The organism is Microbacterium sp. gxy059, from assembly GCF_050958665.1.
Taxonomy (GTDB): Bacteria; Actinomycetota; Actinomycetes; order Actinomycetales; family Microbacteriaceae; genus Microbacterium.
Genome location: NZ_JAMXWT010000014.1, coordinates 54,340 through 80,789, shown reverse-complemented (window position 1 = coordinate 80,789; position 26,450 = coordinate 54,340). Strand labels below are relative to the sequence as shown.

Below are 26,450 nucleotides of genomic sequence, written 5' to 3'. Positions count from 1 at the left end.
ATGGCGTCGAGCTCGGCCAGCACGTCCTCGACGGTCCCCGTTCGCGCGCCTCACACCGAATCGGCCGGCTGCGTCCACTTCGCGGCCGGGGGCTCCCAGGCCTGCAGGGTCTCGAGCAGTTCGTGCGGGTCGGTCGCGACGACGAGGCCCTCGCGGAATCGGGCGTCGACGAAGCCCGTCTCGACCAGGCGGTCGACGAGCGCGAGCATCGGATCCCAGAATCCGTTCACGTCGAAGAGTGCGACGGGCTTGGAGTGGATGCCGAGCTGCAGCCAGGTCCACGCCTCGAACAGCTCCTCCAGGGTGCCGATGCCGCCGGGCAGCGCGACGAACGCGTCGGCGAGCTCGGCCATGCGCATCTTGCGCACGTGCATGTCGGGGACGACCTCGAGGCGCGTGATCTCGTGGTGCGCGATCTCCTTGTCGACGAGCGCCTCGGGCATGACGCCGATCACCTCGCCGCCCGCCCGGCCCGCGGCCGAGGCGACGGCGCCCATCAGGCCCACATTCCCTCCGCCGTATACGACCCCCGTGCCCTGCTGCGCGAAGACGGATCCGACCGCGCGAGCGGCCTCGAGATAAGCCGGATCGTTGCCGGGCGCCGAGCCGGTGAACACGGTGACGCGGGAGAGAGAGCGCATGATCCCAGCCTAGGGCGTGCGTCTGACACGGCCCGCGCGGCGTCGGATGTCGGACCCCCGTGCCAGGCTGTTCGAGAACCCGAACCGCGAGCGAAAGGCCCCGTGATGACGCGCGAGACACTCATCGTCGGCGGCTTCTCCGGCGCATCCGACGCGGCCGCGCCCGCGGGCCTGGCGCTGCATGAGTGGAACGCGGGGCGTCCGCGGCTCGCTGCCGTGCTCGATCTGCTCGACCCCACGTGGTTCGCGTGGCACGAGGATCGGCGCGTGCTGTACGTCGCGCAGAGCGCCGCGGCGTCGCTCGCCGCCGTCGCGATTCCGGCGGGCGCCGACAGCGCGCGGGTCGTCGACGTCGTCGACCTCGGCAGCGACGAGCCGGTGCACCTGTCGGTCGCGCCGCGCGGCGACGCGCTCGCCGTCGCCTGCTTCACCGGCGGCGACGTCGTGACGGTCGGGCTCTCGGGCGACGGGCGCTTCGACGGCGTCCGCGCGCGGGTGCCGCTCGCCGGCCTCGCGCCCGACGCCACGCGCCGCAATGCGCTGCAGACCGCCGCCGAGCCGCATCAGGCCGTGTTCTCGCCCGACGGGCGCACGCTCCTCGTCGCCGACCGCGCGCAGGACGCGGTGCACCTCTTCGACTGGCGCGGCGGCGACATCGCGCACGCGGGCGTCGTCGCCCAGCGACCCGGATCCGGCCCCCGCCACCTCGCCGCGCATCCGCGCCGCGACGACGTCGTCTACCTCGCGAACGAGCTCGACAACACGCTCGCCGTGCTGCGTCGCGGAGCAGACGGCCTCGTGCCGCACCACGTGCAGACCACGCTGCGCAGCGACTGGTTCGGCGACAGCGCGGTCGGCGCGATCCTCGTCGACCCCGACGGCACGCGCGTCTTCGTCTCGAACCGCGTGCTGTCCGCAGGCGGCGGCGACGCGCTCGCGGTGTTCGACATCGCAGCCGACCCGCTCGCCCCGCGCCTCGAAGGATGGATCCCGATCGGCGGATCCATGCCCCGCTTCTGCGGCTGGCTCGACGACGCGGGGCTGGCGCTCGCGGCGCAGCGCTCCGACGCCGTCGACATCGTCGCCGACATCGACGCGGCTCTCTCGGGGCGCGAGCAGCGCATCCGCGTCGCCCACCGCGCCCCCGCCTGCGTCGACATGGTGCGGCTGTGACCGACGCGCCTTCGCGCACGGTGCTCATCACGGGCGCCGCGGGGCAGGTCGGGCGGATCCTGCTCGACCGGCCGCCGCGCATCGGGTGGCGCTACGTGGCGTTCGATCTCGACGAGCCCGAGGGCGTCGAGGGGCGAGACGACGTGCGCTGCATCGTCGGGAGCATCGCCGACGCCGAGGCGGTGCGGCAGGCGATGACGGGCGTCACCGACGTCGTGCACCTCGCGGGCGTGAGCAGCGAAGACGCGTGGAGCCGGATCCTCGACATCAACGTCGACGGCACCCGCACCGTGCTCGAGGCGGCGCGCGACGCGGGCGTCGGCCGGTTCGTCCTCGCATCGAGCAACCACGCGGCAGGCCTCTGGACACGCGGCGAGGCGCCCGCGGGCGGCCTTCCCGACGATGCGACGCCCCGCCCCGACACGTTCTACGGCTGGAGCAAAGCCGCCGCCGAAGACCTCCTGCGGCTGTTCTGCGAGCGCGGCGACATGCGCGGCGTGGCCGTGCGCATCGGCCACTGCTTCCCGGAGCCGCGCAGCGGCCAGCGCCTCGCCATCTGGCTCTCGCCCCGCGACGCCCGGGCGCTCGTCGACGCCGCCCTCGAGAACGACATCCCGCCGTTCCAGCACGTGTGGGGCGTCTCCGCCAACACCCGAGGGTGGCTGTCCAGCGAGGGCGCCCGCCGCATCGGCTTCACGCCCCGCGACGACTCGGAGCAGTTCGCCGACCGGTTCGACGAGGAGGCCATCCGCGTCGCCCCCGACGCGCCCCTCGGCGCCGGATTCGCCACCGCTCCGCTCGGGGAGGCGATGGGGTGAGCAGTCTCCTGCCCAGAGCGCGCGCCGGATCCGCTCCCCGCTCGCCCGGGAAGAAGACGCACATCCACCGCGTTGCAGGATGGGGCCGGCACCTCCCCGCACGAAAGGCGCGCATGTCCGCTGTCACACCCCCGCCCGAGCTCAGCCTCACCCCGGTCTCCGCCGGGACGCATCTCGGGCACGACGGGCCGGTGCTCGCGCCGGACGACGCCGTGCTCGACGCTCCCGCCTGGTCGGCGCTCACCGGCGCGCACGCGGCCTTCGCCCTCGGCAACGACCTCGTCAAGCACTACCCCGACGACGTCTCGCCGTTCACCGGCGTGCGGTCGTGGCAGGATCCCGACGTCTGGGACGCCCTCGTCGACGTGTTCGGCCCCGGCGCCGAGATCTCGATCTCGCACGCCGACCCGCAGCTGCCCGACGGGTGGGAGGAGACGCGGCGCGGATCCGGTCTGCAGCTCGTCGAGACCCCGCGCCTCGTCGCGGAGCCCAGCGAGGAGGCCGTCGAGCTCGGCGCCGACGACGTCGACGAGATGCTCGCGATCGTCTCGCGCAACCAGCCCGGACCGTTCCTGCCCCGCACCCGCGAACTCGGCCGCTACGTCGGCATCCGCCGCGAGGGACGCCTCGTCGCCATGGCCGGGGAGCGCCTGCGACCCGACGGATGGACCGAGATCAGCGCGGTCTCCACCGACGAATCGCACCGCAGACAGGGCCTCGCCTCGCGGCTCGTCCTCGACGTGGTGCACGGCATCCGCGCCCGCGGCGACCGCGCCATGCTCCACGCCTCCGAGACGAACGCCGGAGCCGTCGCCGCCTACGAGAAGCTCGGCTTCGAGATCCGCCGCCGCGTCACCTTCCTCGGAGTGCGCGCCCCGCGCTGATCCCCGCGTCGAGCGACCCCCAGATCGGCGAGTGACCAAGGTTTTTCTTGGTGTCTCTCCGGTTTCGTGGTCACTCGGCGGGACGTTCCCGGCGCCGAACCCTCGATGGCTCTGCGAGGCCACACCAGGTTCGGCACGTACCGCGTAGGTCCTCCTTCGCGTCGAGCGGCCACCAGATCGTCGAGCGACCACGATTTTCTGGGGATCTCGCCGGTTTCGTGGTCGCTCGACGCAGGGCGGGTCCCGCGGTGCGCCGAAACCCGCCCGCCGGCCCCCGCCGCGGCCTAGACTGTGACCCCAGTACAGGCTCCCTCGATGAGGAAGGAGCGGCCGTGACGTCGCCGTGGATCGCGCCGGATCGCGCGCCGGTCGAGTTCTCGCGCTCGATCGTCGAGCGCGCTCACGACGAGCTGCTCGCCGGGAACGACGCGGATCCGCGGCTGCAGCAGGTGCGCCCCGTCGTCCGCGCATCCTGGGGCCGCTCGCTCGCCCGCATCGGGGTCGCCGATGCGCTCCCGCGGCTCGACCTCTCCGCGGACGAGCTCGACGACGAACGCCGCAGGCACCCCCTCGCCGGAGCGATGGACGTGATCCGACAGCTGCTCCTGCCGGGAGACGCCGCCGAGGCGGGAGTCATCGTCGCCGTGGGCGACATCGCCGGACGCCTCCTCTGGGTCGAAGGAGATACCCGGCTGCGCGTCCGCGCGGGCGACATGGGGTTCGTCGAGGGCGCCAACTGGTCGGAGGAACGCGTGGGCACCTCCGCCCCGGGAACGGCGCTGGCCCTCGGACGCGCCGTCCAGGTGCGCGGCCCCGAGCACTTCAGCCGCCTCGTCCGCCCCTGGTCGTGCACGGCGTCGCCCATCCGCGATCCCGAGACGCGCGCCGTGCTCGGCGTCCTCGACGTCACGGGCGGCGACCCGGCCGCCGCCCCGCAGGCGCGGATGCTCGTCGAGGCGACCGTGCGCGCCGTCGAGAGCGAGCTGATGCTCTCCCGGATGCGCTCCCGCACTGCGCCGCCGCCCCACTCGGAGATCCGCCCCGCGACCCGGACCCGGACGCGCACCCGCCTGAGCGTGCTCGGCCGCGACCGCGCCCTGATCGGATCCGCGGGAGGGGCAGAGCTGAGCGAACGGCACAGCGAGCTGCTGCTCATGCTGCACGCGCACGCGCGCGGCGTCACCGCCGAGCGCCTCGCGGAGCTCGTCTACGGCGCGCCCGACGCCGTCGGCACCCTGCGCCCCGAGATGGTGCGGCTCCGGCAGGCGCTGCGCCGCCACGCACCGTCGCTCACTCTCGAATCGCGCCCCTACCGGCTGACTGCCGACCTCGACACCGACGCGGACGACGTGCGATCGCTCCTTGCCCGAGGCGCCCACCGGGTCGCGCTCGCCGCATGGGCCGGCGACGTCCTGCCCGACTCGCACGCCCCGGGCGTCGTCGAGCTGCGGGAGCGGCTGCGAGCCGAGATCCGCGAGGCGATCCTCTCCGACGCCTGCCTCGATGTGCTCCTCCGATTCCTCGACACCGAACTCGGCGCCGACGATGTCGAGGCGATGCGGCTGTGCCTCGCGCTGCTGCCGCCGCGTTCTCCCCGTCGGGCGGGGATCGTCGCCCGGCTGGACGCGCTCTGAGCCGCCGCGCCGCGGTCAGGGCCACCCGCCCCGCTCGCCGTCCGGACCCCGCCCCGAACCGCTCGCACCCGCGCTGGCACCCTCGCAATCCGATGCAACCCGGCGCGGCGTAGTGTCCGGCGTGAGCGCGGCGACGAGGCCGCGATCGAGTCAAGGGAGTGAGCGATGACCCAGAACGTGTACGCAGCCCCGGGACAGCCCGGATCCCCCGCCAGCTACCGCCCCCGCTACGGCCACTACATCGGCGGAGAGTGGACGGATCCCGCAGGCGGGGAGTACTTCGAGAACATCACGCCGGTCACCGGGCAGCCGTTCGTCGAGATCGCGCGCGGCACCGCCGACGACATCGACCGCGCCGTCGACGCCGGGTGGAAGGCGTTCGACAGCTGGAAGCACACGACGCCCGCCGAGCGCGCCGTGATCCTCAACCGCATCGCCGACCGCATGGAGGAGAACCTCGAGCGGATCGCCGTCGCCGAGACGTGGGACAACGGCAAGCCCGTGCGCGAGACCCTCGCCGCCGACATCCCCCTCGCGATCGACCACTTCCGCTACTTCGCGGGCGTGATCCGCGCGCAGGAGGGATCCCTCAGCCAGCTCGACGACGACACGGTCGCCTATCACTTCCACGAGCCGCTCGGCGTCGTCGGGCAGATCATCCCGTGGAACTTCCCGATCCTCATGGCGACGTGGAAGCTCGCCCCGGCGCTCGCCGCGGGCAACTGCGTCGTGCTGAAGCCCGCCGAGCAGACGCCGGCGTCGATCCTGCTGCTGTTCGAGATCATCGGCGACCTCCTCCCGCCCGGCGTCGTCAACATCGTCAACGGGTTCGGCATCGAGGCGGGCGCTCCGCTCGCGTCGCATCCGCGGATCCGCAAGATCGCGTTCACGGGAGAGACGACCACGGGGCGCCTCATCATGCAGTACGCGGCGCAGAACCTCATCCCCGTCACGCTCGAGCTCGGAGGCAAGAGCCCCAACATCTTCTTCGACGACGTGGCGCGCGAGCGCGACGCGTACTACGAGAAGGCGAAGGAGGGGTTCGCGATGTTCGCCCTCAACCAGGGCGAGGTGTGTACCTGCCCGTCGCGGGCGCTGATCCAGGGATCCATCTACGACTCGTTCCTCGCCGACGGGCTCGACCGGGTCGCGCAGGTGGTGCAGGGCAACCCCCTCGACACCGCGACGATGATCGGCGCGCAGGCGTCGAACGACCAGTTCGAGAAGATCCTGTCGTACATCGACATCGGCAAGCAGGAGGGCGCGAAGGTGCTGACGGGCGGCGAGCCCGTCGACCTCGGAGGCGACCTCTCGGGCGGCTTCTACATCGCGCCGACGGTGTTCGAGGGATCCAACGACATGCGCATCTTCCAGGAGGAGATCTTCGGACCCGTCGTCTCGGTCGCCCGCTTCGAGACCTACGACGACGCGATCTCGATCGCGAACGACACCCTCTACGGCCTCGGCGCGGGCGTGTGGAGCCGCAGCGCCGACACCTGCTACCGGGCGGGCCGCGCCATCGAGGCCGGCCGCGTGTGGACCAACACGTACCACCAGTACCCGGCCCACGCGGCGTTCGGCGGATACAAGCAGTCGGGGATCGGCCGCGAGAACCACCTCAAGATGCTGGAGCACTACCAGCAGACGAAGAACCTCCTCGTGTCGTACGCCGAGGGGCCCGCGGGGCTGTTCTGATGCCCGACGGCGAGCGGATCGCACGGGTGGCGGTCTCCGAGGAGGCCGCCGCCCTGCTCCGCGACCTCACGGAGAAGCACGGGCCGCTGATGTTCCATCAGTCGGGCGGCTGCTGCGACGGATCCTCGCCCATGTGCTATCCGACGGGCATGTTCCTGACGGGGCCGGGCGACGTGCGGCTCGGCGCGATCGACGTCGGGCTGGACGAGCCGATCGAGGTGTTCATGTCGGCGTCGCAGTTCGAGTACTGGAAGCACACGCACCTCACGATCGACGTCGTCGTCGGCCGCGGGGTGGGCTTCAGCGTCGAGGGGCCGACCGGCAGGCGCTTCCTCATCCGGTCACGGCTGTTCTCGGACGACGAACTCGCGCGGCTGGAGGACGTGACGTCGGGCTGACCCCGTCGCCGAGTGACCACGGAATCCGCGAGTGACCACGATATTCGGTGGTCACTCGGCGATCTCGTGGTCACTCGGCGGGGGTGGGGCGGGGAGGGCGCGTCAGGATCCGCCGAACTCTCCGAGGATCCAGAACGCGGTGAGCGCGACGAGCACCACGATGCCGCCGATGCCGAGGGGCGTGCGGGCGCGCAGGCGGCGCCCGCCCTGCGCGACGCCCTTCGGCGGGCGCATCACCGGAACCGGCGCGGGAACCGGCGGAACGGGCGGCACCCCCGCGCCCGGAGCGGGAGCAGCGGACCCGCCCGCGCCATCCGGCACCCCGGCGAATCCGACCGCCTCCGCGAGGTCCCGGGGCGCGCCTTCCGGCGCCCCGCCCGCGAGGCGCTCGTCGCGCCAGCGGGCCCACTGGCCGATCTTCTCGAGCATCGCGGCGACGATCGAGAACATCCAGGCCCACTGATCCGGATCCACGGGCATCGCGCGGCGGCCGTCGAAGTAGAAGAACAGCCAGTCGTCGATGATCTCGACGTCGAGGCGGGCCGCGGTGTCGACGAAGCGGGCCATGACGTCGGGCGTGAACAGGTAGTAGGCGTCGGGCTCGTACCCGGGCGGGCAGAGCAGCCGGAAGTGCCGGCCGAACTCGCCTTCGAGCGAGAGCGCGCGGGCGTCGGGGAAGACGAGGGGCAGGTTCGAGCGCCCCATCCGGTTGTTGGCGGTGGCGTCGAGCACGATGTGCGGCAGCGGTGCGTCGAGCTGCACCGCGATGTAGCCCCAGGAGCGCTGGCGTTCGCTCTGCGACTCCTCGTAGTTGCGGATGCCGAACTCGACGCGGCGGGGCGCGGGCGCGGAGAGCGTGTGGCTCGTGACGGGGTGCGTGAAGCGGCGGTCGAAGATCATGCCCGGCGCCTGCTCGACGTACGAGGTGAGCCCGGGCCGCTCGTCGTACCGCATGCCGTTCGCCTCGGCGAAGGCGGCGAGGCGCGCGATGCGCGTGACGTCGCCGTGCCCCCTGAGCACGCTGACCGCGACGATGAGGACGGCGCCGACGGCGGTGAGGATGCCGCCGATCACGACCGGGGCGTCGCTGGTCGGGGTGCCCTGCGTCATGAGCACGAGGCCGATCAGCACGCCGAGGATCGACAGCGCCAGCCCGATCGCCCCGGCGACGGGGCCGCACCCGGGCTTCCGCCCGCGCTGGGCGAGGATCCGCTTCGCCTCCCCGCGGCTGAGGGGCTCGGTCAGCGGGCGTGCGTCGAAGGGGAGAGGGGCAGACATCTCGTCCACCCTGTCACGGCGAGCGACGGAACCCGAGGGCGGATCCGCTTCTCACCCGATCCATTCGAGGACCCGGAGCACGGCGAAGAAGATGAGCACGATGCCGCCGATCACGCTGCCGATCGTGATGCGCGTGCGCCGACGCAGGCGCTTGCCGTCGTCGGCGACGCCCTCGGGCGGCGGCAGGACGGGCACGCTCGGCACCGCAGGCGCCTCCGGGGCGGATCCGGGCGCCGTCCCGTCGGCGAGGTGGCCGTCGCGCCACCGCGCCCACTGGTCGGTCTTCTCGAGCATCGCCGCGACGAGCGTGAACATCCAGGCCCACTGGCGCGGATCCACGGGCGTCGACCGGCGGCCGTCGATGTAGAAGAACAGCCAGTCGTCGACGATCTCGGCGTCGATCTGCGAGCCCGCGTCGAGGAGGCGCGCCATGACGTCGGGCGTGAACAGATAGTAGGCGTCGGTCTCGTATCCGGGCGGGCAGAGCAGGCGGAAATGGCGGCCGAAGTCGCCCTCGAGGTCCAGCTCGCGCGCGTCGGGGAACACGAGCGGTAGGTTCGACCGGCCCATCCGGTTGTTGGCGGTCGAGTCGAGCACGATGTGCGGCAGCGGGGCGTCGAGCTGCACCGCGATGTAGCCCCAGCGCACCGTCGACTCGGAGTCGGGCGGCTCGTAGTCGTGGGTGCCGAACTCGACGACGCGGGGCACGGTGCTGCGCAGCACGTCGCGCGTGGTGTGCGCGGTGCCGAACGTGAAGATCATCCCCTGGTGCCCGTTGCCGCCCCAGAACGGCTCGTACTCCATGGCGTTCGCCTCGGCGAACAGCGCGAGCCGCGCCTCGTCGACGTAGCGGCCGCGCAGGGAGGTGCCGACCGTGACGGCGAGGAACGCGAGGGCGATGAGGGCGATCACGATGCCGAAGATGAAGAACGGCTCTTCGTCGGTGGACGGCAGGATCCTGATCAGCGCGATGCCCAGCACGACGAACGCGATCTCGACGAGGATGACGATCGTGCGCGTGCCGACCTTCATCGGCCGCGGCAGGCGACGCTCGGCGAGCACGTGCACGGCCCGTCGCCTCGTCAGCCGCTCGGTCAGCGGGCGCGCATCGAACGGGACGGGCGAGGCGGTGGACATGCGGTCACTCTTGCACGAGGCGCGGGGTGACGGCGGAGCGCCGCTCGCGAGTCCGGGGACGAGCCGGGTGGCGCGACCCGGAGGCGGATCCCGTCACCCGCTGAGGAACCGCACGAGCACGTAGACCGCGAGGGAGAAGATCACGACCGCGACCCACGACGCGCGGGAGGTCTTGAGGCGCCGCCCCTCCTCCGCGACACCCCGCGGAGGCGGGGTGAGCGTGCCGACGCCGCGCAGGGGGTCCGCCTCGGTGTGATCCGGATCCACGGGCGCCGCCAGCCGCTCGTCGCGCCAGCGCCCCCACTGGGCGAGCTTGTCGAGCATCGCGCCGACGATCGAGAACTCCCATGCCCACTGGTCGGGGTCGAGCGTCGAGGCGTCGCGATTCTGCAGGTAGAAGAAGAGCCAGTCGTCGACGATCTCGATGTCGAGCTGGGCGGCGCTGTCGACGAAGCGCTCCATGATGTCGGGCGTGAACAGGTAGAGCGCGTCGGCCTCGTAGCCCTCGGGGCACGAGAGCACGAAGTGCCGGTCGAAGTCGCCCTCGAGGCTCAGCTTCTGGCTGCTGCGCAGCGAGACCGGCAGGTTCGATCCGAACAGCCCGTTGTTGCCCTTCGCGTCGAGCACGATGTGAGGCAGGGGCGCGTCGAGCCGCACCGCGATGTAGCCCCAGCGGTGCGTCTTGCGGTCGTCGCCGGATCCCGTGACGTAGCGGTAGTTGCCGAACTCCACGAAGCGAGGATCGGATCCGCGCACGAGATCGCGCGAGTGCCGACTGCTGCCGACGCGGAAGATCATGCCCGGCAGGTCGGGCTTCTGCACCCCGGGGATGTATGCGAGGCCGTTGGCGCGCGCGAAGCGGTCGAGCCGATACCAGCGGGTGCCGCTGCGATGCCGGACGAGGCCGATCACGCCGCGGATCACCAGGAAGACGCCGATGAACGCGGCGATGAGTCCGGCGGGCGCGGGCCGGAAGTCGAGGCTGCGCGCGCCGAGGAAGAAGAAGGTGCCGAAGACGATGAAGAAGCCGCCCAGGAGGAGATAGAGGAGGTTCGACCCCGTCTCGTCGCCGCCCCGCGTCTTCGGGAACCGCTTCCGCATCTCGCGCCGATGCCGGGACACCTCCCGCCGATCCACGGGATCCGTCAGCGCACGCGCGTCGAAGGAGCTCATGGGGTCCACGGTAGAGGGTGGGGCGGGGATGCCCGGCGTCGCCGGGGCCGTGACGATGCTGCGGCCGGGGCGAGGCGGGGTGCAGCCGCCGACACCGTCGCCCCTGCCGCGAGATCCGAGCAGACGGGCGCGGGCGAGGCGACGTCAGCCCAGCAGGAACGGGAGCGCGAAGGCGAGGCCCGCGGCGAGCACGGCGCCCACCGTGATGAGCACGGTCGCGACGGTGCGGTCGCGCCGCGCGAGGCGGCGGCCGGGCGAGGCGACGCCCCTCGGGATCTCCGCCGGCGCGCGCAGCGGCGCGATCTCCTCGTGATCCGGCGCGACGGGCGGGGCGGCTGCCGCCGACCCTGGCATCCCCGTCAGGCGCTCGTCGCGCCACCGGCCCCACGCGGCGAGACGGTCGAGCAGCATGCCCACGACGGCGAACAGCTGCGCCCAGCGGGCCGGATCGAGGGTGCTCCCCTCGCGGCCGTACGCGTAGAGGAAGAGCCAGTCGTCGACGATCTCGACGTCGAGATCGGGGGCGCCGTCGATGAGCCGCGCCAGGAGATCCGGGGTGAAGAGGTACAGCGCGTCGGTCTCGTACCCCGCGGGGCAGAACAGCGAGAAGTGCCGGTCGACGTCGCCCTCGAGCGAGAGCCTCTGCTGCGGGGCGAGGTGCGCGGGCAGCTTCGCGCCATCGCGGGGACGCGTGGCGACCGCGTCGAGGAGAAGGTGCGGCAGGGGAGCGTCGAGCCTCACCGCCACGTAGCCCCAGGTCGTCTCGCGCGGCTTCCGAGCGGCGGGAACCGTGTGCCGGAAGTCGCCGAACTCGACGAATCGCGGCGCGCGGATCCGCACGAGGTCGCGCGAGCGCGGGGCCTCGCCCCGGCGGAAGATCGTGCCCGGGAGCGCCGGATCGTCGTACCCCGGGTGGTGCTCCCACCCGTTCGCCTCGGCGAAGCGCCGCAAGCGGTACGCCTTCTCGGGGTCGCCGCGACGCCCCCGGAGCGGCGCGAACCAGATCGCGAACCCCGCCATCGCGAGCAGCGCGACCCCGGAGGCGGCGAGCTGGGCGCTGCCGCGAGAGATCCCGAGGGCCAGCAGCACGACCGAGAGCGGCGCGAAGAGGACCACGTAGACGATCGCGATGACGCGGCTGGTGCGATCGCCCGCCGTCATCGGCGGAGCCTCGAGCGTCTGCCCCCGCCGCCGGGCGTACTCCGCGACCGCCCGGCGGTCGACGGGCTCGGTGAGCGGGCGGGCGTCGAAGGCCGGGGCGGTGCTCATCCCCTCACGCTATCCGCCTCACCCCTCCGGCTCGGGCTCCGGATCCTGGAACAGCGTGGTCGTGAGATAGCGCTCGCCGGAGTCGGGGGCGATCACGACGATCGTGCGGCCCGCGTGCTCGGGGCGCCGCGACAGCTGCAGCGCGGCCCAGACGGCCGCCCCGGTGGAGAAGCCGGCGATGATCCCCTCCCCGGTCGCGAGGTCGCGCGCGGTGCGCACAGCGTCGGGGAACTCGACGTCGACGACCTCGTCGATCACCTCGCGGTCGAGGATCGGCGGGATGAAGTTCGGCCCGATGCCCTGGATCCGGTGCCCGCCCGGCTCGCCTCCGGTCAGCAGCGCCGAATCGGCGGGCTCGACGGCGACGACCCGCACGTCGGGCCGGCGCTCCTTCAGGAACCGGCCGACGCCCGTGATCGTGCCGCCCGTGCCGACTCCCGCGACGAGCACGTCGACCTCGCCGTCCGTGTCGTCCCAGATCTCGGGGCCGGTGGTCGCGACGTGGATCGCGGGGTTCGCCTCGCTCTCGAACTGGTGCGCGAGGATCGCCTCGGGGTGGCTCTCGACGTACTCCTCCGCCGTCTGCACGGCGAGCGTCATGCCCTCGTAGGGGTTCGTGAGGATCAGCTCCGCCCCCGCCGCCTTCAGCAGCGCCCTGCGCTCCTTCGACATCGAGGCGGGCATCGTCAGCACCACCTTGTAGCCGCGGGCGGCGCCCACGATCGCGAGCCCGATGCCGGTGTTGCCGCTCGTCGCCTCGACGATCGTGCCGCCGGGCTTCAGATCCCCGGATCGCTCGGCCGCGTCCACGAGGGCGACGGCCAGGCGGTCCTTGACGCTGGATCCGGGGTTGTAGAACTCGAGCTTCGCATAGATCGTCGCCCCGCCGTCGTTCACGCGGTTCAGGCGCACGAGGGGCGTGCCGCCGAACGCGGAGGTGATGTCGTCGTGTCGTGCCACGGTGTCGGTCTCGTCTCTCGCCCCGCGGGGCGTCATCGGTGGTGGGGGCGCGTCAGAGCGCCGCGCCGGGGTTCAGGATGCCGTGCGGGTCGAGCAGATCCTTGATGCGGCGCTGCAGGGCGTGCACCTCGTCTCCGACCTCCCGCGCGACCCACGAGCGCTTGAGGCGCCCGATGCCGTGCTCGGCCGTGAGGGTGCCGCCGAGCGACAGGGCCAGCGCGAAGATCCGCTCGGCCGCCTCCTCCGCCGCGGGCGAGATCGGATCGCCGGGGGCGCCGCCCGTGAGGATGTTCGGGTGCAGGTTGCCGTCGCCCGCGTGCCCGAACACGAAGATCTCCGTGCCGGTCTCGGCCGCGATCCGCTGGATCCCGCGCACGGCGTCGGCGAGGCGGCTGCGGGGCACGGCGATGTCCTCGATGAGCACGCGCCCGCGCCGTTCGATCGCCGGGAGGGCGCGTCTGCGCGCCGCGATGAGTCCCTCGGCGCGCTCCGGATCGCTCGTCCACTCCAGATCGGCCGCGAGCGGCGCGATCGCCTCGCGCACGACGGCGAGCTCGCGCTCGGCGCCGAACCCGTCGGTCTGGGCGAGCAGGAACGCCTCCCCGCGCTCGCGCAGCCGCGTGCCCTCGGCCTCGTCGATCGCGGCGAGCGTCGCCGCGTCGACGATCTCGAGCACCGCGGGGCGGGCACCCGACACGGCGATGGCCGCGACCGCCTCCGCCGCCCGGTCGAGCGACGGGAAGAAGGCCGCGGCCGTGGCGGTCTCGGGCGGGGCCGGCAGCAGCCGCAGGGTCGCGCCGACGACCACGCCCAGCGTGCCCTCGGATCCCACGATGAGCGACGCGATGTCGTACCCCGTGACGCCCTTGATCGTCGGCCGCCCCACGCGCACGAGGGATCCGTCCGCCAGCACCACGTCCAGCGCGAGCACGGCGTCGCGGGTCACGCCGTACTTCGCGCCCCGCAGGCCGCCGGCGTTCGTCGCGATGTTGCCGCCGATCGTCGACAGCTCCACGCTGCCCGGATCCGGGGCGTAGAACAGTCCGCGCGCCCGGGCCGCGCGGTCGAGGTCGGCCGTGATGACGCCGGGCTCGACGTGCGCGACGCCGTCCACCGGGTCGATGGAGAGGATCCGGTCGAGCGCCGACACGTCGAGCACGATCGCGCCCGCGTCGGCCACCGCGCCGCCCGCGAGCCCGGATCCGGCGCCGCGCGTGACGACGGGGATCCGGTCGCGGTGCGCGCGCCGGAGGGTCTCGCGCACGTGGTCGACGTCGCGGGCGACGACGACCTCGCTCGGGGGGCCGGAGGGGAGGAGGCCGGATCGGTCGGTCAGGATCTCTGTCATCGTTCCTCGCAGATCGGCGGTCATCGCGACGGGAGTCCCCGGCGCTCGAGGGCGGAGCGCAGCTCGTGCCGTCCGTGCAGGCTCGCGGCGTCGCGCACCCGCTTCAGCACCGACGGCGTCCAGGCACGTTCGGCTCCCTGCGTCGCATAGTAGGCCGCGACGGTGCGGTCGTAGGCCGCGATGTCGTCGTCCGACGCCGGCGCGTACGCGTCGACGTGCCGCACGACGTGCTGCGGCAGGCGGGGCTTCACGCCCGTGGTCGCCTCGGCCGAGGGATATCCGATCGCGACGCCCACGACGGGGAACGCCGCCTCGGGCAGGCCGAGCAGGTCGGCGAGCGCGTCCGCCTCGTTGCGCACCGACCCGACGTACGCCGTGCCGAGGCCGAGCGACTCGGCCGCGACCACCGCGTTCTGCGCGGCGACCCCGGCGTCGACGAACGCCGTGAGCGTCGAGTCGACGAAGTCGAGGCCGTCCGACGGCTCGCCCCGCCGATCCGCGATGCGCCGGTTGCGCGACAGGTCGGCGACGAACACGAGGAACGCTCCGGCGTCGCGGATGAACGCCTGCTCGCCCGCGAGCTGCGCGACCCGCGCGCGGCGCTCGGGGTCGCGCACCTCGATCACCGACCACGACTGCAGGTGCGAGCTCGTCGCGGCCGACTGCGCGGCGGCGACGATCGTCGTGAGCACGTCGTCGGCGACGGGCGTCTGCGCGAACTGCCGCACCGAGCGGTGCCGGTAGAGCAGGCCGACGACGTCGTTCGCGGGGGCCGCATCGGGCGGCTCGGCGCCGCCGTAGCGGGCGGCGAGGGCGGGGTCCGCGGTGCGGACGGCGGAAGCGGTCACGGGATCCTCCTGGCGTCGGGGTCGTTCAGGGGCGGGCGGCGGCGAGGCCGCTCGCGGCGAGCACGTCGGCGACCTGGCGCGCGCCGGGGCCCTCGCCCGCGGCCTCCGCGGCAGCGAGGGTCCTCTGCAGGGCGCGGCTCGCGGGGGCGTCGAGGCCGAGCAGGCGGGCGCGCAGCACGATCTCGCCGTTCAGGTAGTCGGCCTCGCTGCTCGTGCCGCGGGCGAAGCTCTGCCAGGTCGACAGCTGCCCGGGCACGAAGCCCGCGGCCGGGTCGACGGCGGAGAGCGCCGGATCCCACCCGAGCTCGCTCGCGTCGGCGAGCTCGATGCCGGAGGCCGCGAGGATCCGCTCCGCCTCCTCGCGCACGAGGGCGCGCAGGCGGTCGCGGTCGTCGTCGGATCCGGTCAGCACGTCGACGGGGAAGGCCGCGCTGCGCACCGCCTTCCACGCCTTCCATCGGCGAGGGTCGGCGGCCTCGTGCACGAGCCACCCGCCCGCGCGGAGGTCGGCGGCGATCGTCGCGACGAGCTCCGCGGTCTCCGGGGCGGCCTCGGCGGTCGGCGCGGCGCCGAGCACGAGCTGCCCGATCTTCGGGCCGTTCAGGATGTCGACGACGCCGGGCGTGACGTGCCTGGCCGCGATGAGCGTGGTGCCGGAGACGACCCGGTCGAAGAGGCGCAGCGCGGCGCGCTCGGTCTCGAGCCCGTTCTGCAGCGTCACGACGGGAACCGCCTCGCCGGCGAGGCGGTCGCCCGCCGGCTGGCGCGCCCAGGTCGCGAGCGCGGCGCCTGAGTCCTGCGTCTTCGTCGCGAGCACGAGCACGTCGCCGTCCGCGAGGCGCACCTCGGCGGGATCCTCCGCGAGCGGCAGGTCGAGGGCGCGCTCGCGGCCGGCGTGGGCGATGCGCAGCCCGTTCTCGCGGATCGCGCGGGCCGTGGATCCGCGGGCGACGAGCGCGACGTCGCGTCCGGCGTCGACGAGCGCAGAGGCGACGGCCGCGCCGACCGCCCCGGCGCCGACGACGACGTAGCGCGAGACGGCGCTCACGCGAGCCCCTCCGCTCCGAGCACGCGGCGGCCGGTCGCGACGAGCGCCGCGTCCTCCTGCGGCGGGTGCACGCGCGCGCTGAGCACGTCGCGCAGGTGGCGTTCGAGGGGGTTGCGGCGCGTGAGCCCCGGGTTGCCGATCGCCGCGACGGCCTGCTCGACCGCCGAGATCGCGGAGCGCACGATGAACGGCTTCGCGATCTGCGTGCGGCGGATCGCCTCCTCGTCGCCGCGGGCCGCGCGATCCGTGAGCCCGTAGAGCAGCTCCTCCGCCTGCACGAGCTGCCCCTCGATCTCGCCCGCGACCTGCTGGATGCGCTCGGTCGTCGCGATGGCACGGCCGAGGGCGCTCGGCACGCGCTCGCGGGCGAAGCGCGTGAAGAAGCCCTGGGCGGCGCGGGCGACCCCCACGTACAGGGCGGCGTGGGCGAGGGAGAGCGCCCCGCCGCGGCCGGACGGGTCGCGATAGCCGCCGCCGTCCTGCGGGATCTCGAGGAAGTCCTCCTCTCGCACGGGCACGTCCTCGTAGACGACGTCGTGCGTCGAGCTCGCGCGCAGGCCCAGGTGATCCCACGTGCGGATCACCCGGATCCCCTCGCTCGTCCCCGGCACGATCGCGTGCCCCACGCGGGGCGTCGGCTCGTCGGTCTTCGCCCACACGAGGTGGTAGTCGAGCCCCTCGCTCGCCGTCACGTAGGCCTTCCGGCCGGAGAGCACCCAGCCTCCCGTGGTGCGCCGCAGCGTCGTCTCGGGCAGGCCGCCCCGCGCCGGCGCGCCCAGCTCGGGCTCGGCGCGGGCCGTGTTGACCGTGACGGGGCGCTCCTCGAGGGCGTCGAGCAGCTCGCGGTAGCGATCCTCTGGCCACACGTCGCGCTGCGCCTGGGCGAGGTGCACGCCGACGGCGTTCGACAGGATCAGGGCGACCGACGGATCGCCCTCGCCCGTCGCCTGCAGCACGCGCAGCAGGTCGGGCCCCGTCAGCCCCGCGCCGCCGAAGCGCTCGCCGACGACGGCGGAGAACACCCCCGCGCGGTGCACGGCCTCGAGGCCGGCGCGCGGGAACTCGGCGCTGCGGTCGAACCGCTCGGCGGTCTCGCCCACGGCGGACGTGAGCGCGGCGAGCGCGTCGGGCGCGATGCGCAGGGGAGCGGGGGCGGCGATGACGGCGGTCATGGGATCTCCTCGGGGGGCTCTCTCGGTCTGGGATCAGCGTGGGGCGGGGACGGGCGCCGCGTCCAGCGGGCGGGGACGATCGCTTCCCATCGGCGAGGGCGATGGATCGGCGCCCGACCCCGGCCTTCCGCGGAACGCCGGGGCCGGGCGCCGTCGAGGCGGGCCCCCGGCGGCCGTCACCCGCCGTCATGAGGTGACGCCGCGTGACGGCCGGTCAGGGGCGGGAGGCGAGCGCGCGCCCCGGCACGGCCGCGATCAGCTCGCGCGTGTAGGGGTCGGACGGGCGGCGGAAGACGTCGGCGGTCGGCCCGCTCTCGACGACGCTCCCGCGGCGCAGGACCGCCACGCGATGGGCGAGGTGCGACACCACCGCGAGGTCGTGGGAGACGAGCACGAAGGCCACGCCGAGGCGGCCCTGCAGCTCGCGCAGCAGGTCGAGGATCTGCGCCTGCACCGACACGTCGAGGGCCGACACGGGCTCGTCGAGGAAGACGAGCTCGGGCTCGAGGGCCAGGGCGCGGGCGATCGCGACGCGCTGCCGCTGCCCGCCGGACAGCTCGCGCGGCAGACGGCTGAGGTGCGACCCGGGCAGGTGCACGAGGCGCATCAGCTCCCGCGCCCGCTCCTCGCGCGCCGCGCGGTCGCCCACCCGGAATGAGACGAGCGGCTCGACGACCGACTCGAAGACCGTCAGCCGCGGGTCGAGGGCCGAGAAGGGGTTCTGCTGCACGAGCTGCGCGCGCCGTCTGAGCGGACGCAGCGCGCGCCACGAGGATCCCGACACCCTCTCGCCGTCGAACGAGACGCTCCCCGAGGTGGGCTGCTCGAGCCCGAGGGCGATGCGCAGGAGCGTGGTCTTCCCCGATCCCGACTCGCCGACGATCCCGAGCGTCTCCCCGCGCCGGACCGCGAGGGACACCCCGTCCACGGCCCGGAACGCGCGCTCGCCGCTGGCCGTGCGCGGCAGGGCGAAGTCCTTCGTGACGTCCTCGACCTCCAGCAGCGTCGGCCCGTCGGGCGCGGGAGGGGGATCCGCCGTCGCGAACGCGGGCGCCGCGTCGAGGAGGGCGCGCGTGTACGCCGCCTCGGGCGCCGTCGCGATGCGCGACGCCGGGCCGTCCTCCACGACGCGGCCGTCCTTCAGCACGACGATCCGGTCGGCGCGGTCGGCCGCGACGCCCAGGTCGTGCGTGATGAGCAGCAGCGAGATGCCGCGCGACGCGGCGAGGGAGGCCAGATGGTCGAGGATGCGCTTCTGCACCGTGACGTCGAGCGCGCTCGTCGGCTCGTCGGCGATGAGCAGCTCGGGATCCCCCGCGAGCGCGATCGCGATGAGCACCCGCTGGCGCATGCCGCCGGACAGCTCGTGGGGGTGCTGGCGCGCCCGCAGCTCCGGACGGTCGATGCCCACCTGCTCGAGCAGGGCGAGCACGTCGGCGTCGAGGCCGCGGTGGCGCACCCCCTTCGCCTTCGCGATCGCCTCGCCGATCTGGCGGCCGATGCGGGCGGTCGGGTCGAGGCTCACGAGCGGATCCTGGGGCACGAGCCCGATGCGGCGTCCCCGCAGGGCGCGCCTCCGCGCCTCCGGCCAGCCCGTCACGTCCTCGCCGTCGACGCGCACGGCGCCGCCCGAGATGCGCGCGTTCTCGGGCAGGAGGCCGATGATCGCGCTCGCGAGCGTGCTCTTCCCCGAGCCCGACTCGCCGACGAGCGCGACGGTCTCGCCCGCCCGCACCGTCAGGCTCACCCCGCCGACGGCCGTGAGCGGCTCGCCGCCCGTGCGGTAGGAGATCCGCAGATCCTCCAGCTCGACGACGCCGGTCATCGCGTGACCTCCTCGAGGGTGCGGGAGACGTGGTTGATCGCGAACACGAGCAGCACGAGGAACAGGCCGGGCAGCAGCGACACCCAGGGCGCCGTCATGAGGTAGGTGCGTCCGTTCGCGATGAGGGTGCCGAGCTCGGCCGCCGGCGGAGCCGCCCCGAACCCGAGGAAGCTGAGCCCCGCCGCGACGAGGATCGCGGAGCCGAAGTCGAGCACGGCGAGCACCGAGACGGGCGCCCACGAGTTCGGGAGGATGTGGCGCACGAGCACGCGCGGCCAGCTCGCGCCGCCGAGGCGCGCCGCCTCCACGTAGGGCAGGGTCTTCACCCGCAGCACCTCCGCGCGGGTCGTGCGGGCGAAGCCGGGGATGATCCCGACCCCGACGGCGACCGCCACGGGGACCGTGCCGAAGCCGATCGCGGTGATGATCGCGAGGGCGAGGAGGAGGCCGGGGATCGCGAGCAGCACGTCGACGACGCGCATGAGCACCGCGTCGATCCGCCCGCCCGCGAACCCGGCGACGACGCCCAGGGTCACGCCGCCCGCGACGGCGATCAGCACGGCGAGGAGCGCCGCCTGCACCGACAGGGTCGTGCCGTGCACGACGCGCGAGAACAGGTCGCGGCCGATCTCGTCGGTGCCGAACCAGTGCGCCCCGCTCGGCGGGGCGAGCTTCGCGGCGGCCTCCGTCGCCGTCGGGTCGTGGGTCGCGAGCGCCGAGGGGAACGCGGCGGCGAACACGACGAGCAGCACGAAGCCCGCCGCGACGAGGAACCCCGGCCGCCGGACGAGCGGCCGCAGCGAGGCGAGGATCCGCCGACGGCGCCCGATCGCGACGGGCGGGGGAGCGGGCCGCTCGGGCGCGGGATCCTCCGCGACGCGCGGCTTCTCGAGGGCGGTGTCGATCGTCATGTCAGGCCACCTTCCGGACGTGGGCGATGCGGGGGTCGAGCAGGGGGTAGAGCAGGTCGACGACGAGGTTGACGACGACGAACGCCGCCGCCGAGAGGGTCACGACGGCGAGCACGACGGGGATGTCCTGTCGCAGCACCGACTCCTGGGCGAGCCGGCCGACGCCGTTGCGGGTGAACACCGTCTCGACGAGCACCGCCCCCGAGACCGTGTTTCCGACCTGCAGGCCGATGAGGGTCAGCACCGGCAGGGCCGCGTTGCGGAACACGTGCCGCCGCTGCACCTCGCCGCGTGTGAGCCCCTTCGCCTGGGCCGTCACGATGTGCGGCTCGCGCCACACGTCGTTCATGTTGCGCAGCAGCACCTGCGCGTAGACAGCGGCGCTGGGGATCGACAGCGTCACGGCGGGCAGGATGAGGCTCCGGATCCCCTCGTCTCCCGCCGACGGGAACCAGCCGAGCTGGAACGCGAAGACCTGGATGAGCAGCAGCCCGGCCCAGAACACGGGGATCGAGAACCCCACGGACGGCAGGCGGCTGAGGAGGATCCGCGCGGGCCGCCAGCGCACGATCGCGGCGACCCAGGCGAGGCCCACGCCGAACGCGATCGACAGCACGACGGCGAGCGCCGCGAGCGCGAGGGTGCCGGGCACGCGATCGAGCACGAGGTCGAGCACCGGCTGCCCCTGGCGGGACGGCGACTGCCCGAAGTCGCCGCGCAGGGTGTCGCCGAGCAGCGAGAAGTACTGCGCGACGGGACCCTGGTCGAGCCCGTACGCGGCCCGGTAACGCTGCTCCTCGGCGGGCGTGAGCGTGTCGAGCTCGACGCCCGAGGCGGTCAGCATGATCGAGAGGGCGTCTCCCGGCAGCAGGTAGAGGATCACGTAGGTGACGGTCCACGTGGCCCAGAGCACGACGAGCGCCTGGGCGATCCGTCCGATGAGATAGCGGGTCATCGCGGGGCCGTCACTCGCTCAGCCAGATGTCGCCCAGCAGGGCGAAGCCCTCGGCTGTCCAGGCGAAGCCGTGCACCTGCGGCCCGGTCGCCGCCTGCCACAGGCGCTCGTACAGCGGGAAGGCGATGTCCTCCTCGATGAACAGCTCCTGGAGGCCCGCATACGCCTCGGCGCGCTCGGCCTCGTCCGACGTGCGCAGGCCGGCGTCGAAGAGATCCTCGACCTCGTCGAGCTGCTCGGGCGAGTAGGTGCTCGTCGACAGGGCGGATCCGTTCGTGAACCGCGGATCGAGGATGCTCTGCAGGATGATCGGGTCGGCGCGGGTCATGTAGCTGGAGTGCAGGTCGTAGTCGCCCGCCGCGTTCGCGGTCGTGAGCTCGCCGGCGGCGAGCACGCGGATCTCGAGGTCGATGCCGACCTGCTTCAGCTGGTCCTGCACGAGCACGAGACCCGCGTCCTCCGCGGCGACGTTGCGCACGAGCGTCAGACGCTCGCCGTCCTTGTGCCGGTAGCCGTCGTCGCCGAGCTCCCAGCCGGCCTCGTCGAGCAGGTCCGCGGCGCCCTCGGGGTCGTGGGCGAGGCCGTCCGCCTGCGAGGCGAAGAACGGCGTCGTCGTGTCATAGATGCTCTCGACGACCGGATAGTCGGCGCTGTAGATCGTCGCCGCGTAGCTCTCGCGGTCGATGGACTTCTGCAGCGCCTCCCGCACGAGCGGGTCGGAGAGGATCCGCCCCTCGCTCACGTTGGGGAAGAGGTTGAGGGCGGGGCCGGGCAGGGAGCGGCTCTGGATCGTCGCGCCGTTCGCCTCGAAGAGGTCGATGTCGACCTCCGCGAACGGCTCGCGGGGCCAGAGCACGTCGACCTCGCCCTGCACGAACTGGCCGTTGCGCACCGACTCCTCGGCGACGTACGCGATCTCCACGGCGTCGAGGTACGCGTCGCCCGTGTTCTCGGATCCCGCCGACGCGGATCCGTACCCCTCGCGACGCTCGAGCCGCAGGCCGACCTCGGGCTCGTACTCGGCGAGGACGAAGGGGCCTGTGCCGATGATCGCGCCCGCCGACCGCTCCTCGGGGGTCCTCTCGTACGACTCGGGGGCGAGGATCGCGAGGTTCGTCGTGGAGGTGGCCTGCAGGAAGCCCGCGTTGGGCTCGTCGAGCACGATCGTCACGGTGCGGTCGTCGACGATCTCGGTGCGCTCGTAGCCGGAGAGGTAGGTCGCGCCGAACACGGCGGGGTTCTCCTCGGCGAACGCCTTGTTCGCGTCGAACGCGGTCTGCACGGCGGTCGCGTCGAACGGCTCGCCGTTGCTGAACTCGACGTCCTCGCGCAGGTGGAACGTGTACTCGAGCGCGTCGTCGCTGACCTCCCACGACTCCGCGAGCCAGGGGATGATCTCGCCCGTCTCGGGATCCTGGTCGGTGAGCGACTCGGCGACGTTGCGGATCACGACGCGGTGCTCGATCCAGTACACCTGGAACGGGTCGAGGCTCACGAGGTCGGTGTTGTCCTTGAAGAAGGCGATGTCGAGCACGCCGCCCTGCTGCGGCTCGCCCGCCTCGCCGGTGCCCGCGGTGCCGGGCGAGGCCGCGCACGCGGCGAGCGAGACGGCGACGAGGGCGGAGCCGACGGCGAGGGCGCCGCGGCGGAGGGATGTGGCGTTCATGGGGCTCCTCGAACGGGACGGGTGGCGTGGGCGCGGCGGTGAGCCGCGCCCGCAGTTCGAACATCCGGCACGGGCGAGCGGGCGTCCATGCGCGCCCTCCGATGCCTTCCCATCGGCCAGGCCGATCGATGCGGGTGCGGAGCCCGCCGGATCCGCATGACGGCGCGGAACCCGCGGTCCGGCGGTCGCGCGCGGAGCGCCGGGAACGTGACAGCAGATGACGCGCGGATCTCGCCGCATGTCGCCCGCGTGACGAAATGCGACGCGGGGGAGTCGGTGCGCGAAAGGCGCGCACGCGACGGCGCCCGCCCGGCCGGAGAGGCCGAGCGGGCGCCGTGGGGTGCGCGGTCAGGCGGCGACGGGCGCCTCGATCCGGGGCTCCGAGCGATCGGGGAGCCCCAGGGAGCCGCGCAGGCCGGGGCCGGAGGCGGGACGCTCGCGGAGCAGCCCGTTCGCGCGAAGCGCGGGCACGAGGCCGTCCGTGAGCGCCTCGAGGCCGCCGGGGACCTCGTCGAAGAACCCGAGCACGTTGAAGCCGTCGGCGGCGCCGCGCCGGTAGCGGTCGAGGAACTGCGACGCGATCTGCTCCGGGGCGCCGATCGGGAACCAGTGGCCCGCGGCGGTCGAGGTATACCGCACGAGATCGCGCAGCGTGACGATTCTGCCGCTCTCGATGAGGCCGAGCAGCACCCCGTATCGCGACCGCCGGCCCTCGACGTCCTCCTCGCGGGGGAGCGCCTCGCGGGGGAGGGGCGCGTCGAGCTCGAGCTGCGCGATGTCGATCGAGAACTGCTTCGCGAAGCCCTCCGCGTCGCGCCACACGTCGAGGTCGCGCACCGAGTCCTCCCAGATGCGCCTGGCCTCCTCCTCGGTGCTCCCGATGACGGGCGAGACGCCGGGCAGCACGCGCACGGACTCCCGCGCGCGGCCGTGCGCCGCGGCGCGCGCCTTCACCCGGTCGGCGAAGGCGATCGACTCCTCGACGGACGGCAGCCCGGTCGTGAAGATCAGGTCGGCGTAGCGCGCGCCCACCTCCTGGCCCGCCTCGGAGCTCCCCGCCTGCGCGAGCAGGGGGATCCCCTGCGGCGACCGCGGCACGTTCAGCGGGCCGCGCACGGAGAAGAACTCGCCCGCGAAGTCGATGGCCCGCACCTGGTCGTCGTCGAAGAAGCGCCGCGTCGCGCGGTCGCGCACGATCGCCTCCTCGCCCCACGACCGCCACAGGCGCAGGACGACCTCGGCCGCCTCGGCGCCCTTGCGGTACCGCTCGTCGTGGGGGAGGTCGGCTCGGCCGAAGTTCTCCCCGCCTCCCGACGAGGTGACGATGTTCCAGCCGGCGCGGCCGCCCGAGAGCTGGTCGAGGGACGCGATCTGCCGCGCGAGGTTGAACGGCTCCGTGAACGACGTCGAGACGCTCGCCACGAGGCCGATGCGCTCCGTGAGCACCGCGAGCGCGGAGAGCAGGGTGAGGGGCTCGAGCCCGCCCCGCGCGACGCGGTCGCTCGTCGCCACCCCGTCGGCGAGGAAGATCAGGTCGAAGCCCGCGGCCTCGACCGACCGGGCGATCCGCGCGTAGCGGTCGACGCGGAACGGGTCGTCGTCGTCGCCGAAGGTGGTCGCCCAGTTGCGCGGGACGCCGTTGATGAGGAGGCCGAGCGCGAAGCGCTCGTCGTCGCGGTCGAGACGGTCGCTCATGCCGCACGCTCCTCGGATCGGGCGGCGGGTGCCGACAGCAGACGGAGCCCGTGCTCGCCGAGCCCGGCGGTGTCGTCGAGAACGGGGTGCACCTCCACGAAGCCGCGGTGGTCGGTGACCTCGACGGCGATGCCGTAGACGTCCTCGATGAGATCCGGCCGCAGCACCTCGCCGGGGGTGCCGGAGGCGACGAGCCTGCCGTCCTTCAGGACGACGAGCCGGTCGCAGCACCGCGCGGCCTGGTTGAGGTCGTGGATCGCGATGATCGCGGCGACGCCCGCGTCGCGCGTCAGCCGCCGGGCGAGCGCGAGGGTCTGCCACTGGAACCGGATGTCGAGGGCGCTCGTCGGCTCGTCGAGCAGCAGGATCCGGGGATCCTGCGCGATCGCGCGGGCGATGAGCACGCGCTGCGCCTGCCCGCCGGAGAGCTGGGTGACGGCGCGGCCCGCGAGATCGTCCAGCCCGAGCAGGGAGATCGCCCGGTCGACGTGCCGCCAGTCGACGTCGCGGGGGCGGGTGCCGAAGTGGGGCGTGCGCCCGAGCAGCACCGACTCCCGCACGTCGAGCCCGAAGGAGGCCTCGATCGTCTGCGGGACGTAGGCGACGAGCTTCGCCGCCGCCGCGCGGGACAGCGAGGCGAGATCGACGTCGTCGTCGTGCACGAGGCGGCCGCCGCGCACCGGGGCGATGCCCGCGATCGACTTGATGAGGGTGGACTTTCCCGAGCCGTTGGGGCCCAGCAGGCCCAGCAGCTCCCCGCTGCGCACCTCCAGGTCGACGCCGTGGACGATGAGGCGCTGGGGGGAGTAGCCGACGTCGAGGGATTCGGCGGAGAGCGTCATGCGAGGGCCTTCCTTCTCGAGAGGATGAGGTAGATGAAGATCGGTGCGCCGACGATGGCGTCGATGATGCCGACGGGGATGACCGCCGGGGCGAGCACCAGGCGTCCGATCGCATCGGCGACCACGAGCACGAGCGCGCCGATGACCGCCGCGAAGGGCAGCAGGAAGCGGTGGTTGGGCCCGATGATGAGGCGGGCGATGTGCGGGCCCACGAGCCCGACGAACCCGATGATGCCGGTGAAGCTGATCGTGACGGCGGTGAGGATCACGGCGACGATGATGAGCTCGAGCCGCACCCGCGCGACCGGCACGCCGAGGCTGCGCGCGGCGTCGTCGCCCGCGAAGGCGATCGCGTTGAGCTTCCCGCTGCGCAGCTGCACGAGCGGATAGGCGACCGCGACGATGATGAGCAGCGCCGTCACCTGGTACCAGAGCGCCGAGTTCACGGAGCCCCAGGTCCAGCGCACGATCGCGGCGAGCACCTCGTCCTCGGCGAAGTACTGCAGGCCCGCCGTCAGCGCGCCGAAGAGCTGCGTCAGCGCGATGCCGAGGAGGATGAGCGTCGTGGCCTCGAGGCCGCGCGAGGAGGCGAGCGCCAGGATGATCGCCGTGTTGAGGGCCGCGGCGATGAGGGCGCCGGCGACGAGGCCGGTGCCGGACGCGGAGGCGCCGAACACGATGATCGACAGCGAGGCGCCGAAGGCCGCCGCGGGCGCGATTCCGAGCGTGAAGGGGCTCACGAGGGGGTTGCGCAGCAGGCCCTGGAAGATGACGCCCGCGAGCGCGAGCGCCGCCCCGCCGAGCACCGCGAGCACGACGCGCGGCACGCGCAGCTCCCAGATGATCGTGTAGCGCTGATCGGTCGCGGCGTCGGCGGGGGCGATCTGCAGCAGCTTCGACCAGATGGCGGCGGGCACGTCCGCGATCGTCGCCCCCGCCGAGCCGAGCTGCACGCCGAAGAGCGCGGCGGCGGCGATCGCGAGCGCTCCGGCGAGCACGATCCCGATCTGTCTGCGGTACCGGGGTGCCGGGGGAGAGGTCTCCCCCGCGGCGGCCGGCCGGTCGTCGACGGCGGTCATC

The 26,450-nt window shown here is 73.5% G+C and carries 23 protein-coding genes; 6 read left to right on the top strand and 17 right to left on the bottom strand.

From position 1 onward, the window contains the following. Positions 1 to 50: 50 nt before the first annotated feature. Positions 51 to 641, bottom strand: a complete 591-nt coding sequence (locus NHL53_RS09700) for a TIGR00730 family Rossman fold protein (protein WP_433776662.1) — start codon at positions 639 to 641, stop codon at positions 51 to 53. A 105-nt stretch (positions 642 to 746) separates the two neighbouring features. On the opposite strand from NHL53_RS09700, the gene NHL53_RS09695 reads away from it, so the two are divergent. The 6 genes from NHL53_RS09695 to NHL53_RS09670 all read left to right on the top strand — a co-directional run bounded on the left by NHL53_RS09695 (position 747) and on the right by NHL53_RS09670 (position 7,243). Continuing rightward, positions 747 to 1,814, top strand: a complete 1,068-nt coding sequence (locus NHL53_RS09695; protein ID WP_433776661.1) for a lactonase family protein — start codon at positions 747 to 749, stop codon at positions 1,812 to 1,814. Then, positions 1,811 to 2,632: an NAD-dependent epimerase/dehydratase family protein gene (locus tag NHL53_RS09690; protein WP_433776660.1), complete on the top strand. Its 822-nt coding sequence runs from the start codon at positions 1,811 to 1,813 to the stop codon at positions 2,630 to 2,632. Before NHL53_RS09695 ends, NHL53_RS09690 begins: the two co-directional genes overlap by 4 nt. Before the next feature lie 113 nt (positions 2,633 to 2,745). Next, positions 2,746 to 3,516 carry a GNAT family N-acetyltransferase gene (locus tag NHL53_RS09685; protein WP_433776659.1) on the top strand — a complete coding sequence of 257 codons (771 nt, stop codon included), beginning with the start codon at positions 2,746 to 2,748 and terminating at the stop codon, positions 3,514 to 3,516. 332 nt (positions 3,517 to 3,848) lie between these two features. Next, the gene (locus NHL53_RS09680) at positions 3,849 to 5,150 is read left to right on the top strand and encodes a GAF domain-containing protein (RefSeq protein ID WP_433776658.1); all 1,302 of its coding nucleotides are present in this window, start codon (positions 3,849 to 3,851) and stop codon (positions 5,148 to 5,150) included. A 165-nt stretch (positions 5,151 to 5,315) separates the two neighbouring features. Next, positions 5,316 to 6,845 carry an acetaldehyde dehydrogenase ExaC gene (exaC, locus tag NHL53_RS09675; protein ID WP_433776657.1) on the top strand — a complete coding sequence of 510 codons (1,530 nt, stop codon included), beginning with the start codon at positions 5,316 to 5,318 and terminating at the stop codon, positions 6,843 to 6,845. Next, positions 6,845 to 7,243, top strand: coding sequence for a DUF779 domain-containing protein (locus tag NHL53_RS09670; RefSeq protein WP_433776656.1), 399 nt, complete (start codon positions 6,845 to 6,847; stop codon positions 7,241 to 7,243). The genes exaC and NHL53_RS09670 overlap by 1 nt, the downstream gene beginning before the upstream one ends. A 102-nt stretch (positions 7,244 to 7,345) precedes the next feature. On the opposite strand, the gene NHL53_RS09665 is transcribed toward NHL53_RS09670, so the two are convergent. From NHL53_RS09665 to NHL53_RS09590, 16 genes are all read right to left on the bottom strand, one after another. Beyond that, complete coding sequence (locus tag NHL53_RS09665; RefSeq protein WP_433776655.1) at positions 7,346 to 8,521, bottom strand: hypothetical protein; 1,176 nt, start codon at positions 8,519 to 8,521, stop codon at positions 7,346 to 7,348. Between the two features lie 51 nt (positions 8,522 to 8,572). Continuing rightward, the gene (locus NHL53_RS09660) at positions 8,573 to 9,658 is read right to left on the bottom strand and encodes a hypothetical protein (RefSeq protein WP_433776654.1); all 1,086 of its coding nucleotides are present in this window, start codon (positions 9,656 to 9,658) and stop codon (positions 8,573 to 8,575) included. A 93-nt stretch (positions 9,659 to 9,751) separates the two neighbouring features. Beyond that, positions 9,752 to 10,831, bottom strand: coding sequence for a hypothetical protein (locus tag NHL53_RS09655; protein WP_433776653.1), 1,080 nt, complete (start codon positions 10,829 to 10,831; stop codon positions 9,752 to 9,754). A gap of 144 nt (positions 10,832 to 10,975) precedes the next feature. Then, positions 10,976 to 12,100 (bottom strand): hypothetical protein, encoded by a 1,125-nt coding sequence (locus tag NHL53_RS09650; protein ID WP_433776652.1) that lies wholly within the window; start codon positions 12,098 to 12,100, stop codon positions 10,976 to 10,978. Between the two features lie 18 nt (positions 12,101 to 12,118). Then, a complete protein-coding gene (cysK, locus tag NHL53_RS09645) occupies positions 12,119 to 13,060 on the bottom strand; it encodes a cysteine synthase A (RefSeq protein WP_433776651.1) in 942 nt (313 codons plus the stop codon). Between the two features lie 52 nt (positions 13,061 to 13,112). After that, the gene (locus NHL53_RS09640; protein ID WP_433776650.1) at positions 13,113 to 14,408 is read right to left on the bottom strand and encodes an FAD-binding oxidoreductase; all 1,296 of its coding nucleotides are present in this window, start codon (positions 14,406 to 14,408) and stop codon (positions 13,113 to 13,115) included. Between the two features lie 20 nt (positions 14,409 to 14,428). Then, positions 14,429 to 15,256, bottom strand: coding sequence for a nitroreductase family protein (locus NHL53_RS09635; protein WP_433776649.1), 828 nt, complete (start codon positions 15,254 to 15,256; stop codon positions 14,429 to 14,431). A gap of 25 nt (positions 15,257 to 15,281) precedes the next feature. Continuing rightward, the gene (locus tag NHL53_RS09630) at positions 15,282 to 16,304 is read right to left on the bottom strand and encodes a ketopantoate reductase family protein (protein WP_433776648.1); all 1,023 of its coding nucleotides are present in this window, start codon (positions 16,302 to 16,304) and stop codon (positions 15,282 to 15,284) included. After that, positions 16,301 to 17,476 carry an acyl-CoA dehydrogenase family protein gene (locus NHL53_RS09625; protein ID WP_433776647.1) on the bottom strand — a complete coding sequence of 392 codons (1,176 nt, stop codon included), beginning with the start codon at positions 17,474 to 17,476 and terminating at the stop codon, positions 16,301 to 16,303. Before NHL53_RS09625 ends, NHL53_RS09630 begins: the two co-directional genes overlap by 4 nt. 214 nt (positions 17,477 to 17,690) lie before the next feature. Beyond that, positions 17,691 to 19,301: a dipeptide ABC transporter ATP-binding protein gene (locus tag NHL53_RS09620; protein ID WP_433776646.1), complete on the bottom strand. Its 1,611-nt coding sequence runs from the start codon at positions 19,299 to 19,301 to the stop codon at positions 17,691 to 17,693. Further along, a complete protein-coding gene (locus NHL53_RS09615; RefSeq protein ID WP_433776645.1) occupies positions 19,298 to 20,212 on the bottom strand; it encodes an ABC transporter permease in 915 nt (304 codons plus the stop codon). The genes NHL53_RS09620 and NHL53_RS09615 overlap by 4 nt, the downstream gene beginning before the upstream one ends. A 1-nt stretch (position 20,213) precedes the next feature. After that, positions 20,214 to 21,167, bottom strand: coding sequence for an ABC transporter permease (locus NHL53_RS09610; RefSeq protein WP_433776644.1), 954 nt, complete (start codon positions 21,165 to 21,167; stop codon positions 20,214 to 20,216). A gap of 10 nt (positions 21,168 to 21,177) precedes the next feature. Beyond that, positions 21,178 to 22,833 carry an ABC transporter substrate-binding protein gene (locus tag NHL53_RS09605; RefSeq protein ID WP_433776643.1) on the bottom strand — a complete coding sequence of 552 codons (1,656 nt, stop codon included), beginning with the start codon at positions 22,831 to 22,833 and terminating at the stop codon, positions 21,178 to 21,180. Positions 22,834 to 23,181: 348 nt separating this feature from the next. Further along, positions 23,182 to 24,528: an NtaA/DmoA family FMN-dependent monooxygenase gene (locus NHL53_RS09600; protein WP_433776642.1), complete on the bottom strand. Its 1,347-nt coding sequence runs from the start codon at positions 24,526 to 24,528 to the stop codon at positions 23,182 to 23,184. Further along, positions 24,525 to 25,370 carry an ABC transporter ATP-binding protein gene (locus tag NHL53_RS09595; RefSeq protein ID WP_433776641.1) on the bottom strand — a complete coding sequence of 282 codons (846 nt, stop codon included), beginning with the start codon at positions 25,368 to 25,370 and terminating at the stop codon, positions 24,525 to 24,527. The genes NHL53_RS09600 and NHL53_RS09595 overlap by 4 nt, the downstream gene beginning before the upstream one ends. Then, positions 25,367 to 26,449 (bottom strand): FecCD family ABC transporter permease, encoded by a 1,083-nt coding sequence (locus NHL53_RS09590; RefSeq protein ID WP_433776640.1) that lies wholly within the window; start codon positions 26,447 to 26,449, stop codon positions 25,367 to 25,369. The genes NHL53_RS09595 and NHL53_RS09590 overlap by 4 nt, the downstream gene beginning before the upstream one ends. Position 26,450: the final 1 nt, after the last annotated feature.